Origin of the sequence: Nitrosomonas nitrosa, from assembly GCF_003051105.1 — a bacterium.
Taxonomy (GTDB): Bacteria; Pseudomonadota; Gammaproteobacteria; order Burkholderiales; family Nitrosomonadaceae; genus Nitrosomonas; species Nitrosomonas nitrosa.
In genome coordinates, this window is record NZ_QAOO01000016.1 from 58,003 (window position 1) to 72,393 (window position 14,391).

12 protein-coding genes are annotated in these 14,391 nt (G+C 46.5%); 5 read left to right on the forward strand and 7 right to left on the reverse strand.

The features are described from left to right. Positions 1–4: 4 nt before the first annotated feature. Positions 5–1,534 carry a MotA/TolQ/ExbB proton channel family protein gene (locus tag C8R30_RS10325; protein WP_090669885.1) on the reverse strand — a complete coding sequence of 510 codons (1,530 nt, stop codon included), beginning with the start codon at positions 1,532–1,534 and terminating at the stop codon, positions 5–7. After that, a complete protein-coding gene (locus C8R30_RS10330) occupies positions 1,531–2,298 on the reverse strand; it encodes a DUF3450 family protein (RefSeq protein WP_239654131.1) in 768 nt (255 codons plus the stop codon). The genes C8R30_RS10325 and C8R30_RS10330 overlap by 4 nt, the downstream gene beginning before the upstream one ends. 531 nt (positions 2,299–2,829) lie before the next feature. Here C8R30_RS10330 and C8R30_RS10335 point away from each other — a divergent pair. Together C8R30_RS10335 and C8R30_RS10340 are read left to right on the forward strand one after the other, a co-directional pair. Next, positions 2,830–3,378, forward strand: coding sequence for a FecR domain-containing protein (locus C8R30_RS10335; protein WP_090669878.1), 549 nt, complete (start codon positions 2,830–2,832; stop codon positions 3,376–3,378). Between the two features lie 218 nt (positions 3,379–3,596). Then, positions 3,597–4,292: an SDR family oxidoreductase gene (locus C8R30_RS10340; protein WP_090669873.1), complete on the forward strand. Its 696-nt coding sequence runs from the start codon at positions 3,597–3,599 to the stop codon at positions 4,290–4,292. A gap of 369 nt (positions 4,293–4,661) precedes the next feature. Here C8R30_RS10340 and C8R30_RS10345 read toward each other — a convergent pair whose 3' ends face one another. Next, positions 4,662–5,456, reverse strand: coding sequence for a carbonic anhydrase family protein (locus C8R30_RS10345; protein ID WP_090669870.1), 795 nt, complete (start codon positions 5,454–5,456; stop codon positions 4,662–4,664). 75 nt (positions 5,457–5,531) lie between these two features. Here C8R30_RS10345 and C8R30_RS10350 point away from each other — a divergent pair, with 75 nt between their 5' ends. Beyond that, a complete protein-coding gene (locus tag C8R30_RS10350) occupies positions 5,532–5,759 on the forward strand; it encodes a hypothetical protein (protein WP_107790076.1) in 228 nt (75 codons plus the stop codon). A 91-nt stretch (positions 5,760–5,850) separates the two neighbouring features. Here the strand turns inward: C8R30_RS10350 and C8R30_RS10355 are convergent, their stop codons facing one another. Then, positions 5,851–7,305 carry an alginate export family protein gene (locus C8R30_RS10355; RefSeq protein WP_258192008.1) on the reverse strand — a complete coding sequence of 485 codons (1,455 nt, stop codon included), beginning with the start codon at positions 7,303–7,305 and terminating at the stop codon, positions 5,851–5,853. 271 nt (positions 7,306–7,576) lie between these two features. After that, entirely contained in the window at positions 7,577–7,918 is a 342-nt protein-coding gene (locus C8R30_RS10360) for a hypothetical protein (protein WP_107790078.1), read from the reverse strand. Positions 7,919–8,342: 424 nt separating this feature from the next. On the opposite strand from C8R30_RS10360, the gene C8R30_RS10365 reads away from it, so the two are divergent. Next, on the forward strand, positions 8,343–8,783 hold the full coding sequence (locus C8R30_RS10365) for a hypothetical protein (RefSeq protein WP_107790079.1): 441 nt from the start codon (positions 8,343–8,345) through the stop codon (positions 8,781–8,783). A 3-nt stretch (positions 8,784–8,786) separates the two neighbouring features. On the opposite strand, the gene C8R30_RS10370 is transcribed toward C8R30_RS10365, so the two are convergent. Beyond that, on the reverse strand, positions 8,787–10,502 hold the full coding sequence (locus C8R30_RS10370; RefSeq protein WP_146162689.1) for a hypothetical protein: 1,716 nt from the start codon (positions 10,500–10,502) through the stop codon (positions 8,787–8,789). 345 nt (positions 10,503–10,847) lie between these two features. On the opposite strand from C8R30_RS10370, the gene C8R30_RS10375 reads away from it, so the two are divergent. Further along, a complete protein-coding gene (locus C8R30_RS10375; protein WP_090669853.1) occupies positions 10,848–12,572 on the forward strand; it encodes a coiled-coil domain-containing protein in 1,725 nt (574 codons plus the stop codon). Between the two features lie 94 nt (positions 12,573–12,666). On the opposite strand, the gene C8R30_RS10380 is transcribed toward C8R30_RS10375, so the two are convergent. Beyond that, positions 12,667–14,244, reverse strand: a complete 1,578-nt coding sequence (locus C8R30_RS10380; RefSeq protein ID WP_090669847.1) for a lipase family protein — start codon at positions 14,242–14,244, stop codon at positions 12,667–12,669. Positions 14,245–14,391: the final 147 nt, after the last annotated feature.

Genomic DNA, 14,391 nt, shown 5'->3' on the forward strand with positions numbered 1-14,391 from the left:
CTTGCTAAGCCAATTGTGGATTCATAGCGAATTGCTCACTACTTTCATTGGGAGATAATGGATTTACCTCGTCTATGCTTCCCAAGAATGCATTGGTAACACGCAAAGCCGAGTACTCCATATCGCGCTTGATATTTCTCGACCAGGCCGTCAACAAAGAGCCGAGCAATAAGGCTGGAATGGCCACAATCAACCCCAGTTCGGTCGTCACCAACGCAATCGAAATTCCGCCCGAAAGTAATTTGGGATCACCGGTACCAAACTCGGTAATTACGTCGAAGGTAGAGATCATCCCGGTAACTGTGCCCAATAATCCGAGCAGCGGGGAAACCGAAGCTATCACCAGAATAGCGGAACCAAAACGATCCAGCGGCCCTGATTCCTGCAAGATCGCTTCGTGCACAATGTTCTCCATATGGTCCCGGTCATCTTTCAAATGACGCAAGGTCGATGCAAGCACCCGGGTAATCGCCGATGAACCTTGCTCGCACATGTGCCGAGCTTGATCCAGCTGACCTGCCATCACATGCTTGATAACACCATCAGACAGCAGTCTGGTATCCGAACTATTCTTATAAAGCAAGAACGTTCTTATAAAAATCAACAGCAGGGCAAACGCACCGAGACCAACGATCACCCAGCCGATGATGCCGCCTGAATGAATCACGCTCAGTATCGTTTTATCGGGCGTTTCCTCAATGGCCGCCGTACGCGATTCGAACAAGAACAATTTCAGTTCATCGGGTTGAACTTGTTTACTCAACGCGACCGCAATATCCGCTGCGGGCTCTTTCCATACTTTAAATTCATCGTTACCTGCTGGCACCAGACTCCCGCTTCCCTCCGCGCTGACCCCATAGGCAGCGATGTTGCCCAAATAGATGATCTCTCCTTCTGCCTGCTTGCCATTTTCCAGAAAGAATTTCCCGGGTTTAGATTGGATATCGCCGAGCCCAGCAATAAGAGAAAGCGCCTGTTTAAACAAATAATCCACTTTTTGCTGGTCGCTTTCTGTGGCTTCTTTCAGTGCCGCGGGCATTTCCAAGTTGTAATTCTTTAATGTGATTTCAGCTTGAGCATAAGTAATTTCCAGCGCCTCGCTCCGCTCACTGACTGCCGCTTGCGTTCGCTCTGCTTCTGCAATCTGCGAATTGAATTGATCAATCTTGGCTGAACGCGATACCGACTCACGTTCGAGCGCATTGATTTTCCGGATAAGTTCCTGTTCCTTGCTGTTGGCATTAACCTTGTACTTATCGAGTTGGGCTCTAAGCTCGCGCTTCTGCGCATCTAGAAAAGCATATTCGCGCTTATACGCCGTCTCTAGGCTGACGGGCTGCGTATCGGAAGAAGCCTTTTTCTTGCCCGCCGTCGGGCTGGTTTTGCCTGTTTCAGGCTTAGCGGTGGGTTTCACGTCTGCCGCATCGGAACTCGATGAGCCTGCCGACGACGTAGTGACGGGTTCTTCCGCTTGGGCGTAAACAATATTTACCAAAGTCACACATAGCAGAATCAAACAAATAAATAATCTCATAGCTTCTTCAATGGATTGGGTAGCTCAAAATAGCCCTGTCGTATTTGCTTCTTCAACGCATCAAACAATTTTGCAATACGCTCTTTATCTTTATTACTGTCGACGACGACGAATTTCCATCCGGCATCGCCCACTCTTTGCGCCATACCCGCTCGGTTATCACGTGTCTGAAAGAATAGAAAAACGGTACCCAGCTTGGCGATATCAGCCAGAATCTTTTCTTCATTTAATAGGATGGTCTGCTGGTACAAGCCATTTTCCTTGCTCAGCCGAATCTCATCCTCGATGAGCGACCATGCCTGATTGACTGCTTTCTTTGAATCAACCAGTTTGTTGGTCACATTGCTTTCCAGTTCCTCGATTGCCTTGATACGATCCTCTACTCTGAACGGCAAACCCTGCTGGACGTGATGTTTATAGGCCGACAAAAACTCAAGCAAGAGCGGCTTAAGATTCTCACCCGAGCGCTCTGCCTCTTTTGAATTCGCCGTTAACTGTTCAAGTGATTGCTGTAGTTTTTCAATGCTGACTTTTTGCCGTCTTTCCTCTACGCTCAAATCAGCAAGCTGTGAAGATAGTGCCGCGATTCGACTGCTATGATTTTCCTTTTCTAAATCTAACTGAGATTGCAACTCTTCGACTTCACCACGTATCTTTGCAAGTGACTTAGCCAGATTATCCAGATTGTCTGCCATCACTTTCGGGGCATACAGGGTAATGATCATTATTCCGATCAACGCTACAAATATATCGAGTAATTTCATGAATATTTTCCACATCTTTATTTCAGCGCCTACTCAAAACATTCATTTAAAGCATCAGCAGAAAAAAGATTAAAATACAAGAGAATCATACAATTAGAATATTTCCTAATAGAATGATAAGGTGAAGACTTGCTTCAGAGTTCGATATCCTACGAGAAAAATATGACAGTTTTATGTCAGCCATGCAGGGACACGTACTATCTGTACCATAACCCCTATTTCTCAATTCAGCATGCCCCCGGGCAACCCTGCAAAATGAACAGCAGAATCCACGTCACCCGTTATTCACGCAACAGACGTTAGAGCGCGCAAGGAGAACGAAACAGCATACTGCCACGACGCAGCACAGTGTTGACGTTGTGCGGGCGACCGACCGACAGCGCGTTCACGCAGATCATTTTTCAGATAACCGACAAGCTGGAAAACCAATAACCATGCCCATCTATCAAGAATTACATCTCAATTCCAGGCTAATAAAAATGAACTATCAAGTATATAATTTTTACTTTCATTCTATTTTTACTAAACAAAATGCAAGAACCCAAACCACCCGTTACAAAGCCTTACACCTTCGTTTTCAGTTGGCGGCGTTTTATGGTGCACAGCACGATTCTGGGTATTTGTCTGACCCTTGGATTGTTATCCTGGTATTTCGGCAAACCACCAAGTATCCGGTTTTATGAAACAACTGCAGAGGAATTGCTAACCACTTCGATAGCACCCGGCATCGATATTGCGCTGGATACGCGCAGCTCGATTGCGGTAAAACAAGGCGAAATACTGGAAGCTGAGTTTTTTAAAGGCAATGTTTATTTTGATATCCATAAAAACGCCACAAATCAGCTTGAAGTGAAAGTTGGTAACGCCATCATCAAAGATTTTGGCACTCGCTTTACCATCCAGATTTACAAAAATGGCCATAGCCATATCGCCGTTGCGGAGGGGCACGTCAAGGTTCATGTCGCATCTGGTGTCTACCAAATCAATGCATTTGAAGAAGCTGATTTTGATGATGTTAATATCAGTAATCACCGGCTGATCGATAACCGAGAAAACATTGCACCTTGGCGTCCTCGGTAATCCATACTCTGACAAAGCCTTCAAGTTTGTCACTGGATTGGCAAATAGTTGGTTAGAATGGGATCGCTTAACGCTTAAATTTTATCTGATGCCGACTTTATCCTTAACGCTTGATAATATTGAGGAAGGTTATGCCTGCAAATACGGGTAATCTAATGCTTTTAAAGCATATTAAGAAAGATAACGCTAATTAATCGAGAATTTAATACTTGACCTTTATGCCAACTATTCTGATTACCGGCAGCAACCGAGGTCTCGGCTTGGAATGGTGCCGTCAATACGTACAAGCAGGATGGCGTGTTCTCGCCACATGCCGATTTCCTGCAGAAGCTAAAGCGTTACAACAACTGAAAAAGGAGAATAACGCCTTAACCCTACACCGCCTTGATGTGACCGACCACGATCAGATCCATACATTAGCCAAAGAGCTTGCCGATCACCCCATCGACCTCTTGATCAATAACGCGGGGGTTTATTTCGAAAAATATGTTCGGCCGGACCAAACTACCGATTATGGGGCCTGGGCTCATACTTTCAGCGTCAATTCCATAGGCGCGATGCGCGTTAGCCGTGCATTCCTCGATCATTTGCGACGCAGTCAGAAGCGGCTTATCGTCGCCATAACCAGCCACATGGGCTCCATTGCTGAAATTGAAAATCCTGGCAGCTACTTCTATCGCTCCAGCAAAGCAGCCTTGAACGCGGCTATGAAAGGGTTTTCTTTGGAGCTGAAGCCGCTGCAGATCGGAGTATTGTTATTACATCCAGGCTGGGTAAGAACGCAGATGGGGGGACCGGATGGATTACTGTCACCCCAAGAAAGTGTCGAAAACATGCGTAATCGAGTTGATACTTTCACCTTGGCCGACAGCGGCCGGTTCTTACGCTACGATGGCCACGAAATCCCTTGGTGATAATAACCATAAGCCACTCCACCCTAGCCAGCAAACTAAGCACCCCTTTACTGAAAATAAGGGGGTTGACATAGGTTACGGGTAGACAACCAAGGCTATCTATCCCCATCAAGCTAAACAGGCACGAGTCTACACATAAAAAGTAGTGGCCACCGCCTTTAAGGCGGCGGCCACTACTAGATTGTGAAAAAGCTCGTCAGAAAGAACCCATTCGTCAATTCTTGATTTGTCACGAATTGTGTTTAGTCGACTCATGATGAGCGCCACTTTCTACTCAGACAAGTCTTCCATGCTGCTTATGTGAACGACCCTTTAACATAAATGCTTATGAGGTCTAGGTTTGAACAATATCGTAGGTATTGCCTAACGCTATTGTGTCAATAAAGATCGGCCATTTACATCCTGTGGCAAACGATTGTTATCCGCGTAGAGACTTCTTAGTTGATTAAGCTGTGCTTCTGAAATGGTGATCGCCGTTGGCAGAAAGTACCACTGAACACCTTCACTGCAGGGTGGCGTTGTTAAAGATCCGGCAACTGTATAGTATTTAATCGGATGATCGAGCGGAGGTAGCAATGCTGCGGGATCAAATTGCAAACCAGAATTTTCGTTTTTTCCTCCCGAAACACTTGGCACATTCTCTAAAATGGTTTGGAAAGCTGAATTCTCATCGCCGATATTGATCGCAACAGCCAAAACGGCTATTTTACCATCTGCTTGTATATGAACATAATGCAATTCGGCTGGAAACTTGGTGTCGCCTATGACATGCTCACCAGGGGCATGAAAATGAAATTGGATCAGCGGAAACAATTCCTCTCCAACCTTCAGCTTGCCTGAGTACTCGATCGATGTGTTAACTTGTATTCCATGGCCGCTATTAAAAAAAACCGGCGCATGGTCAACATCATACAAAATCTCAAGTGGGTTAATCTGAATGGTATCGATAACTTCTGCAGCAGCCAAATCGATAGGCGATTGATGCTGTCCAACACCGCATACTGCGAAGGGAAATCTTTTTGGCGGATAGGTTTGAGTGGTATCTTCAATGGCCCACCATGTCGATTGTTCTGCATGATCCCAGTGTGGCGATTCTGAAAAGGCGCTTGTTGCGAAGAATACAATAACAGCAGCAATTAAACTGTTTAATTTTTTTCTATTCATGACGACCTCGGTTGAGATTAATTATCGGTTTAGCAGGTATGTTTTCTACAGTATTCAATCATAGGTGATTGTTTTTTGGGATTGGGCGATCCAGAAGCATCCTGCTCTGGTGCTGAATTATTGTCATTTGATGACTCTGAGGCCTGCGTTTTATTTGATGAGTCAGATTGTATTGGCAAAACCAGTTTATTTGAATCAACTGGCGTGTTGGACGTATTGGATGAATTTTCTGCCGTATTCGCAAAACACGAAATACTGAAACCGAGCGCAACAATTAACAAAAATTTATTAAACATAGCGTAGCCTTTATATAAATAAAATTTATAAAGATATACCAAAAAGATAAAAAGCTTATACCTATTTATCCAAGCATCATATCATGCTTATGTCAAAGTTAAAATTTGATGGTAGCCATCGTATAGCCATAATTGGTATCAGCAGAGCCGGGGGAACCCGGGACTTTGTCGAAGTAAGAGCCTTTGAATATATGGCTATACCCGATATCAAAGCTTACCCGTTTTAAATAGCTCCATTGCGGGTCCCATCCAACGCTCACATCAAGCATATTGCCTAAAAAGCCACCCGATCTGCCGGTTGGATCTTGCAGGCCACTGCCCACAAATGCGCCTCTTTTATCAGCCAACCAATAAGCACGGTGAGACATCATAAGCCTAACATTTGGAACGGGTAATAGCGTCATGCGAAAGCCTACTGGTGAGAATAGATTGGAAGGGAAAAATGGCCCAAACATACCTGTGGGGCCGTACTCTACCCGGCGTTTTGCGTACAAAATATCGAAATTTTTGTTTGGATCAGGGTCTCCTGAAGAATAATCGAACAAGTAAACAAGTCTTAGTGGCATCGCGGTTTCGAAGCTATACCCTATTTCCCCATGATGGCGGTGAGCGAATACACTCATATCCTGGGTATCTCCAAACTGATACATGGATTCGATTTCATAATCCAGTAGGCCTTTCGTTGGTTTGGCGAACAACCGGAAGCCTGTCGTAGATAAGTTACGCTGCCTAACTTTATTACCTTCGTTTAATTGAAAAAAATAGGCATCTGCATTGGCCCAATGAAAATCACGGTTAGTAATATGTATACCTGAGAAGTAGGTTTCCGGCGTATTCCAGTCTAACTCTGTCGGTTGCCGATTAACAGGTCGAGTCCCAAATATATGAAGACCCCATTTCTCTTTGTCGTTACCTATCGAAAATCGCATCCCATCAAAAGTGGGCGTGAATGTTCCCCAACGATGCCCCCCTACTAATCGAGATTCACCGTATTCAAGAATTAAACGCCCCACTTCGAATTTAGCACCATACCCTGTCCCTAGAAAATCCTTGGATACCAGGTCGAGGTGAAGTTGGGTAAAATCAAAATGGTTTGCGAAAATGGGGGAATGTTCTTGATCATATTTTGCGAGCGGCGCGCGAATATCAGTAAGTTCGAGCGTAAACCGGAGAGGATCAATAATTTTTTCTATTTCGAATAAAAATCGTGTCCGTTGATGAATCTGATCGTTATAACCGGGGATATCTCTTGTAAAACCATTATCGTACACATCGTAACGTGTTCGATGCTCGATCGCCAAATTGAGCCATTCAGGTGTCATGGCGGACAAGGGCGTTTTATGCTCCTCCATCAATTTAGTTAGGCTATCATAATCGAAACGCGTCCGCCCCGGCGTTTCTTCTACATCAAATGGGGTTGAATTTGAGTTAGTGTTACGTACATTGTTTTTGAATACAATCGATTTCCTTGTCTCCGTTACCTCACTGCCTTTTGCCTGTTCAGCAGATGCGATCGTGTTCGACGCGAAGCCCCCTATCGTGAAAAGACACATCAAACAAATTATTCGCCTATTCTTCCATATCATCCTCACAAATCTCCTCTCTAATGTAAGCAAAAAGCACGAAAAATCATTCCATGCGAAAAGTTTAAAAATTCAAAAAGCGATATGCCCGTGCCTACAACGGTTAACGGATTAACATTCACCGCTCGGGTCTAATCGTTAACCTAACCACTGTCTGAATATTTGCCTCAATCGGCCGTCCTGATCTTGGGTACTTGCGATCGTTGTCGGATCTTTCTTTCCTAAATAAGCCTATAAAACATTAAATGAGCGATAAAGCCGGGTCGTCACTTTCTGCTTCAGCCGCCACAGCATCTTCAAAGAGAGTGGATAGCAAACTCTTCGCTTGGCTATATTCTGTTTTTTCAATACAGCAGAGTGACCTATCAAGCGTTTCTTCTGCTTCATATAGACTCTTTGCAAGGCTGATGCGAAACATCACCTCACGTGTGAGCGCCAATGATGGCTGAGGATAAATCAGCGCAGCCATTTTCTCAGCTATGCTGTCATTCATGAATTTGACTGCCGCAGCAACATTGATAGCTTGCATAAGCAAAGGAATCAGAACAATATATCCTCCATAAATTGACGTTCTTTCGTTCATTTCCTCTCTCCAAAATCTTAAGCGGTTAACAAACCAAAAAAGTACAGATCGCAGTAAGATTCTAGATAGCCGCTTGTGAATTCCCACTTAAAATAATGTTAAGAATTAATTAAACTTTTTGGCTTGGTCGGCGTGAAAACAGATGGGTTTATGGGCAATCTGACCGATCGGATTTATTGATTGCGTTGGATCTTTCCAGGTCATTACTGACAGGAATTGCTGGTTTGATCATGGATCGACCTCATCGGGTTCGGGAGCTGTCACACGCTGCAGACAGAAAAGCCAGAGAGAACGGGATGAATGACTGAATGTAAGTTTCGAGGAGACGCTATTGTCGACGTTTTATGGCGCATTGGGCGCTTTGACCATAATTTTTATGGCAATATGATTCCTTCAACGTATTGGTATTGGGGAGAAATGTTCGATGATTAAAATTATAATGATCGCACTAGGATTATCTTTTTTTTCGGCCGCGGCGGGCAGTGCCCACGCCATCGGTCTGACCAATCTGGAAGGGTTTGAACGGTTGTTTGGCCGCTATGCGCCGGCTGGTGATTGCAAACGCCAACCCCACATCGTCGTCGATAAAACCGGTTTTACCTTCGAAGTCGCCGGTCAAACCGAAAAGGCTACGCAGCCGGAATACGCAGCCAGCTACGGTGGCAATTTCTATGAAGGTATCAGCCTGTGGTTTTTTCCTTATTATGACCCGAACAAGGATCGCCCCCTGCTGCTGACTTTCAATGCCAACGAACAAAAAGGTGTATTAGCGGTAGATACCGAATACAACTACCCGGGTGGGCCTCAACTACCCACCCAATATCAGGCTTTGGTAGACGGCTCACCCTATGCTGTATGTCGTTAAAACTTACTCTGCTTTTACCCGCACAATCGCGGCATGAGGATCGCTGAGATTTTTAGATTTCTCGGCGTCCAGTACGGTAGTGGGCAATACATGCGTCAGTGTGCCACTGGTCAAATTTGGTGACAGCGAAATAATCCCCAATCCTGGACAACTGCCATCCGCTGCATGGCTTACGGTCAGTGGGAACGGGCCACGCAGCGCGACATAAATCCGGCTGCCTTTCGTTTGACCCGCTAACGATAAATCGCCAAGATCAGGTGTCGGATCATTACTTTTGGTTGTGCCAACGGTCGAACCACAGACATTCGTGGTCGTGAGACTATAGCTCCCTGCATGGTCGAATACCTGATGATTTCCTGACGAGGAGATCCCAAATACCTCTACATTGTTGCGAATGCGGTCCATCTGATGCAGATAGTAAGCCGTCTCTGCTGGCGGGTTGCTCACCAACACGAGACCGTGTGCATCCCGATTACTTCCAGCGGGGATATCGGCACCCGCCACCTTGCCATTGTCCGCATCCGCCCATACTGCAACTGGCGCCGGTGTATTTGCGGCATTGAATGCTGGCGCAGAGGGATAATCAATGGTAAAACGATAGAGCGAGAATTCAGAAATATTGGGCCCTGGTGTCCCCGTATTCAAATGCATGAACCCTGCTGCTTCAACACCACCACAACCAGCGGCACGCACCACATTCATGTCGTACTCGGCCACGATCCTCATTGGTGTTGCACTCATATCGATCACGAACATCCCCCCGCCACCGAGTGTTGCGAAGACATGCTGGCCAGTACTGGCAGCAATCGGACAGATCACGCTATTCAGCGGCCGGATACCTTCCGCCTCCTTTAAGGCCCCGGTTGGTGTTGTTGTAGGCTGTCCATCCGCAACCATCCCGCTTACCGTACATACGATTCCATCCTCGGGATTCAGATCGACGGCGACTGGCTGGTCTGTAATCCGACCCACTCCACCCACCAAATCTAAACTTGCTGCGGCATTGAAATCAAAACCCGTTACCTCCCCCTGGCTATTGTGCACCACATCGACACGTTCCAGCATACGCCCGTTTTGGTTAGCGACGATCACACGCTTACCATCCGGTGCCCAAAAACTCATATGGTTCTGCCGGCCTGTCGAAGTCCCGGTTGCTCTAAACAGGCAAACAGGCGATTTGCTTTCCCCATCAACGATGCCTAAATGCCCTGAAACCACAAAATTGAGCGCCATATACTTATGATCCGGGCTTGGCAATATACCGTGGATACGGGCAACATGCGCGCCGGTGGCAGTATCCGCTGCCGGAAATAAGTCGGCTGTCACATCCAAAATCACCGGATTATCCACCGGAGGCGTTCGCTCTAAATCTTCGCTGTCATAGATCCGCACCGCACCGCCATGCGTGCCAGTCGGTGTTTCCGCTGTGATGCCTTGGGTATTCGCTTGATCACTGACCCATACTTCATAACCCTTTGCCTGGACCAAAGGCATCATCCCCGAGAAACCCAGAAAAACCGCCCCAAAGATCAAATTCCTCACCCTCTGCATTTGAATGCGTCCATTGGTTTGCCCAAAGATCGGAGCAAACGGCCTATTTTCTTTATTTTGATAAATCGAATATCTCTCCATCCCACCAGTCCGTCTACTTCTCGAAGTGTCGATTATTAGGGCTGATGGATGCCCGGTCGACTCGAACGTATTTCTAGCTGATCCCATATCAAGACAACTCCTTTATGTTTTAATATAAACAAAGCTTATTTATTTTCTTATTTTATTATTCGCCGATTTCGTGAAATATAAAAGCTATTCAAAGGGTCGAGGTGTTAAATCATGACCTGCCCCGACAAATAATATCCGCTCTTAACCAAGTAAGCAGCGGTTTGACAACCTTTTCGTTTCCCGGTAGCTTTGAACCCAAGTGAAATCGAATACACCCCATTTTTTTATACATCTAGATTCGTCTCCCGGTTGCTTTTTATATAAAGGCGCCCCCACAACTTTCAGTGACTGCCATAAGTTCAGTGGCATTCTGACGAGCCTACACTGACAGGAGCTTTTTTCATGACCCTTTGTAAGCTAACCTTCGCTTTCCTCTTTGCTCTCCTCCTACCGGCTGTTTATGCACAGACCGTACCAGAAACCAAGCCCCTGGCACCGGTTACTGCACAGCCCGATGAATCACCCTCATCAGAAGAATTGATGCAAGCGTTGCTAACCGCTATCAAGGAAATTGAAAAAGAACGGGCAGAGCTCAATCAACAGCTGAAACGCACTCCCGATCCGGCTGCCGCACAACAAATCCGGGAGCAACTGGAACCACTCGACCAACGTTTACGCGATTTGCAGAACTCTTTTGAAGAAATGGTCACTGGTGGGCACAGTCTCTCATCATTGATCGATAAAACGGAAGATACGCCGTTCAATTGGCAACAAGAATTGGAGCAAATCGTGCGGCCTCTGCTGGACGAACTCAAGCAATTGACGGAACGACCTCGCTTGATGGAGCGGTTGAAAAGCGAACAGGCGGTACAAGAACACCGCCTGCAACTTGCCAATGAAGCAATCACTGAACTGGAGAAAACACTCGAACAAACGAAAGCCCCACTCGTCAGACAATCCACTCAAACACTGCTTGAACAATGGCAGGACCAAAAGGAAAACGCCGAAGGACGTTTGCAACGCATCAATACGCAATTAACACGCTTAAGCGCATCCAGTGACGATATAGGCGAAGAGCTGACAACCCGACTGCAAACATTCGCCAGCGGTCGGGGATTAAATCTACTGTTGGCTGTAGCTGGCTTTGCGCTCGTCTACCTGACCCTGACGGGCTTAGGTCGATTGATCAGCCGTTTTCCAAACCGGAAACGGGAGCCTGGCACACGACGGATGGCGCGTGCTGTCGCCTTGTTACTTCGCGGTTTCACTGTTATTCTAGCTTTATTCGCCACCATGCTGATTTTGTACGTACGGGGGGACTGGTTATTGCTTGGCCTGCTCATTCTGCTGACGATCGGTCTGGCGCTGGGGCTACAGAAATCTTTGCCGCGTTATGTCAAAGAAATCCGCATTCTGCTCAACATGGGTAGCGTCCGTGAAGGCGAGCGTATCGTCTACAATGGCATACCATGGAGAATTGCCTCTCTGAATATTTTTTCCACCCTATACAACCCTTTATTACACGGAGGAGGCGTATTGCGTCTGCCTATCGATCAACTGGTCGAGTTACAATCCCGCCCTTACTCACCCGATGAGCCGTGGTTCCCGAGCAAGGAGGGCGACATCGTCATCCTTGAGGGTGATATCTACGGTAAAGTGTTGATTCAAACACCAGAAATCGTGCAAGTACAAATAGTCGGTGCAACGACCACGTTCCGTGTTGCGGACTACTTAGGTAAAAATCCCCGCAATTTATCGCAGGACGGCTTTGCGATCCCAATCGTCTTTGGTCTGGATTATCAGCATCAAAACACCCTGCTGAGCGACATCGTGCCAACACTGCGCACCTATCTGGAAGAACAATTAGCACAACAACCCTTTCAGCCTCATCTAAAAGCCCTGTTAGTCGAATTCAACGAAGCTGCCAGCTCCTCATTGAATCTATTGATCGTTGCAGTGTTTACGGGTGCCGCGGCTGAAGATTACTGGTCAATTCGGCGTTTTCTACAACGTACCACGGTCAGCGCCTGTAATCACTATGGTTGGGTCATCCCGTTCGATCAACTGACAGTCCATTTACCGACACCACGACAGCCAGCACTCCCTTCACTTAAGGAGCTCACATGAGTGAGTATACTAAGTGATTTGACAGGGCATAGAAGTAGGGAAGTATGCTCTGAAGTACATGATCTGACGATCCCAGACATGTACAAGGGCAGCACTAAACAATGAAGCCCTGCGGATCAAATAGGATGCCGGTTTCTGCCAGTTGAGACAATGCAATATTTTCTTGATTGAGTGGCTGCTCTGCCGCATAGACGCCCAGCTCACCAATCGAAGTCGTACCTGTATTCAGCAAGTCGATGTAAGGTTGTAGCTGATCGTCTGTTGGGGGTGAACCCACGACATTGTTCCACAATAGCGATGTGACTTGCTCAGGCGTAGTCGCGCCGGCAGCAGTGATTGCGAAGGCAGCAAGGTCTTCATAACTAGTACCTTTATCGAACTCGGACAACCCGATTGCTACATAATTGGGATTGGGAACGCTTTCAGCTCCAAAAATGGCCCCAATCAATTTCGCAACTCTACCAGCCGAACCTTCCACGTCGAGCGCAACGGCCAAATCGGCAAAAATAATCCGTTCTATGCCTTGAAGCGTATCGGTGCCTTCGCTGTGCGTATCTGCTCTCTGATCGATAATCATCAGTTCACCCGCAGCCGAAGTTTGGTGGGTAAAATTCGAACGCACCCCGCTATAAAGTGCGTAATCAATTCCTCCGCCACCATGAATGACATCGTTACCTAGCCCCCCCTTGAATATCTGAAGATGTTGCTCGCCGTCTATCTCGCCTATCAAGCTGTCAGCCCCCCCTCCACCGAGCAAAACCTCCATCCTTTGACCTTCTTTCGCATTTAGACGGTTGTCACTATGGGTACCGGGAACAATATTCATATTCTGGAACAAAGTACTCGCATCTAATTGTGAAGTGATAAATTCAATACTTCTCCGATAGCTGATTCCCGAATCATCCAACGGAACAAATAGCGCGTGCTCCGACAATCCATCGATCCCGGAATCTTCTACCCGTATATTGATAATCGAACCGCTTACTTCATATCCTCTTGTTTCTCCTGCGCTTACCGCCTCATCGTCATTATGGCGAATATTGGCAAAGCGCTCTTCGGGCAGTGCTTGAAAACGATTCGTACCAGGCGAACCAAAAGTCACACCGACATAGCGACCATCGGTGACACCAAACTGTTGCATGAAGAATTGCGCAGCTGATCCGCCCAGGCTATGGCCGGTCACCAATACTTGCTCGATGCCATGATCGTTGACATAGTTGACGATTGATTGAAGGAAGCCAATACCACTATCACCATGCGGCTCATTCAGAAGATCGTAATAGCCCTTGATACTGAAAACATTATGATTCCAGTCTTTCAAGCCGTTTTCTGTAGAAATATCATTCGAACCTTCAAACGATATACCCAATGTTTGTTTACCGCCCAGCATCGTTACACCGACTGTTGCCGAAGCATTTTCATTGTCATATCGCAGCAAGTTGCCATTTATCACACTGAATTTACGGTCACTCTCAGCAAAACCCAAAGATGTTACCGCCAAGGGCGCCCAGTTCTGAACACGCACGTTCACCGTATCGATGACGGACTGAGCGTCAAGATGCCGATCGGAATAAGCTCGGGCAGAAAGATTGAGTGCAGCAAGCATAATATTGTCGGGTGTCGTTTCAAGCTCAGGTAGGGCATGGCGGGTACTTGTTGTCACTAGCAGCATTTTGTTCTCCTCTTATATAGAATTATGGCACCCATAGACATGCGTCACTATCTAGTGTCAGCCCGAAAACTCATAAATTGAATAAGTAACAAAAGGTTACATTTTATTTTTAGAGACGAAGTTTTCTTGGGAATAGAGTAAAGCTGG

Excerpts from the sequence above, each read along its gene's own strand:
- C8R30_RS10380 (WP_090669847.1), bottom strand. The coding sequence starts at position 14,244 with ATGCTGCTAGTGACAACAAGTACCCGCCATGCCCTACCTGAGCTTGAA.
- C8R30_RS10360 (WP_107790078.1), bottom strand. The coding sequence starts at position 7,918 with ATGAACGAAAGAACGTCAATTTATGGAGGATATATTGTTCTGATTCCT.
- C8R30_RS10330 (WP_239654131.1), bottom strand. The coding sequence starts at position 2,298 with ATGAAATTACTCGATATATTTGTAGCGTTGATCGGAATAATGATCATT.
- C8R30_RS10375 (WP_090669853.1), top strand. The coding sequence starts at position 10,848 with ATGACCCTTTGTAAGCTAACCTTCGCTTTCCTCTTTGCTCTCCTCCTA.
- C8R30_RS10355 (WP_258192008.1), bottom strand. The coding sequence starts at position 7,305 with ATGTGTCTTTTCACGATAGGGGGCTTCGCGTCGAACACGATCGCATCT.
- C8R30_RS10335 (WP_090669878.1), top strand. The coding sequence starts at position 2,830 with ATGCAAGAACCCAAACCACCCGTTACAAAGCCTTACACCTTCGTTTTC.
- C8R30_RS10365 (WP_107790079.1), top strand. The coding sequence starts at position 8,343 with ATGATTAAAATTATAATGATCGCACTAGGATTATCTTTTTTTTCGGCC.
- C8R30_RS10370 (WP_146162689.1), bottom strand. The coding sequence starts at position 10,502 with ATGGGATCAGCTAGAAATACGTTCGAGTCGACCGGGCATCCATCAGCC.
- C8R30_RS10345 (WP_090669870.1), bottom strand. The coding sequence starts at position 5,456 with ATGAATAGAAAAAAATTAAACAGTTTAATTGCTGCTGTTATTGTATTC.
- C8R30_RS10340 (WP_090669873.1), top strand. The coding sequence starts at position 3,597 with ATGCCAACTATTCTGATTACCGGCAGCAACCGAGGTCTCGGCTTGGAA.
- C8R30_RS10325 (WP_090669885.1), bottom strand. The coding sequence starts at position 1,534 with ATGAGATTATTTATTTGTTTGATTCTGCTATGTGTGACTTTGGTAAAT.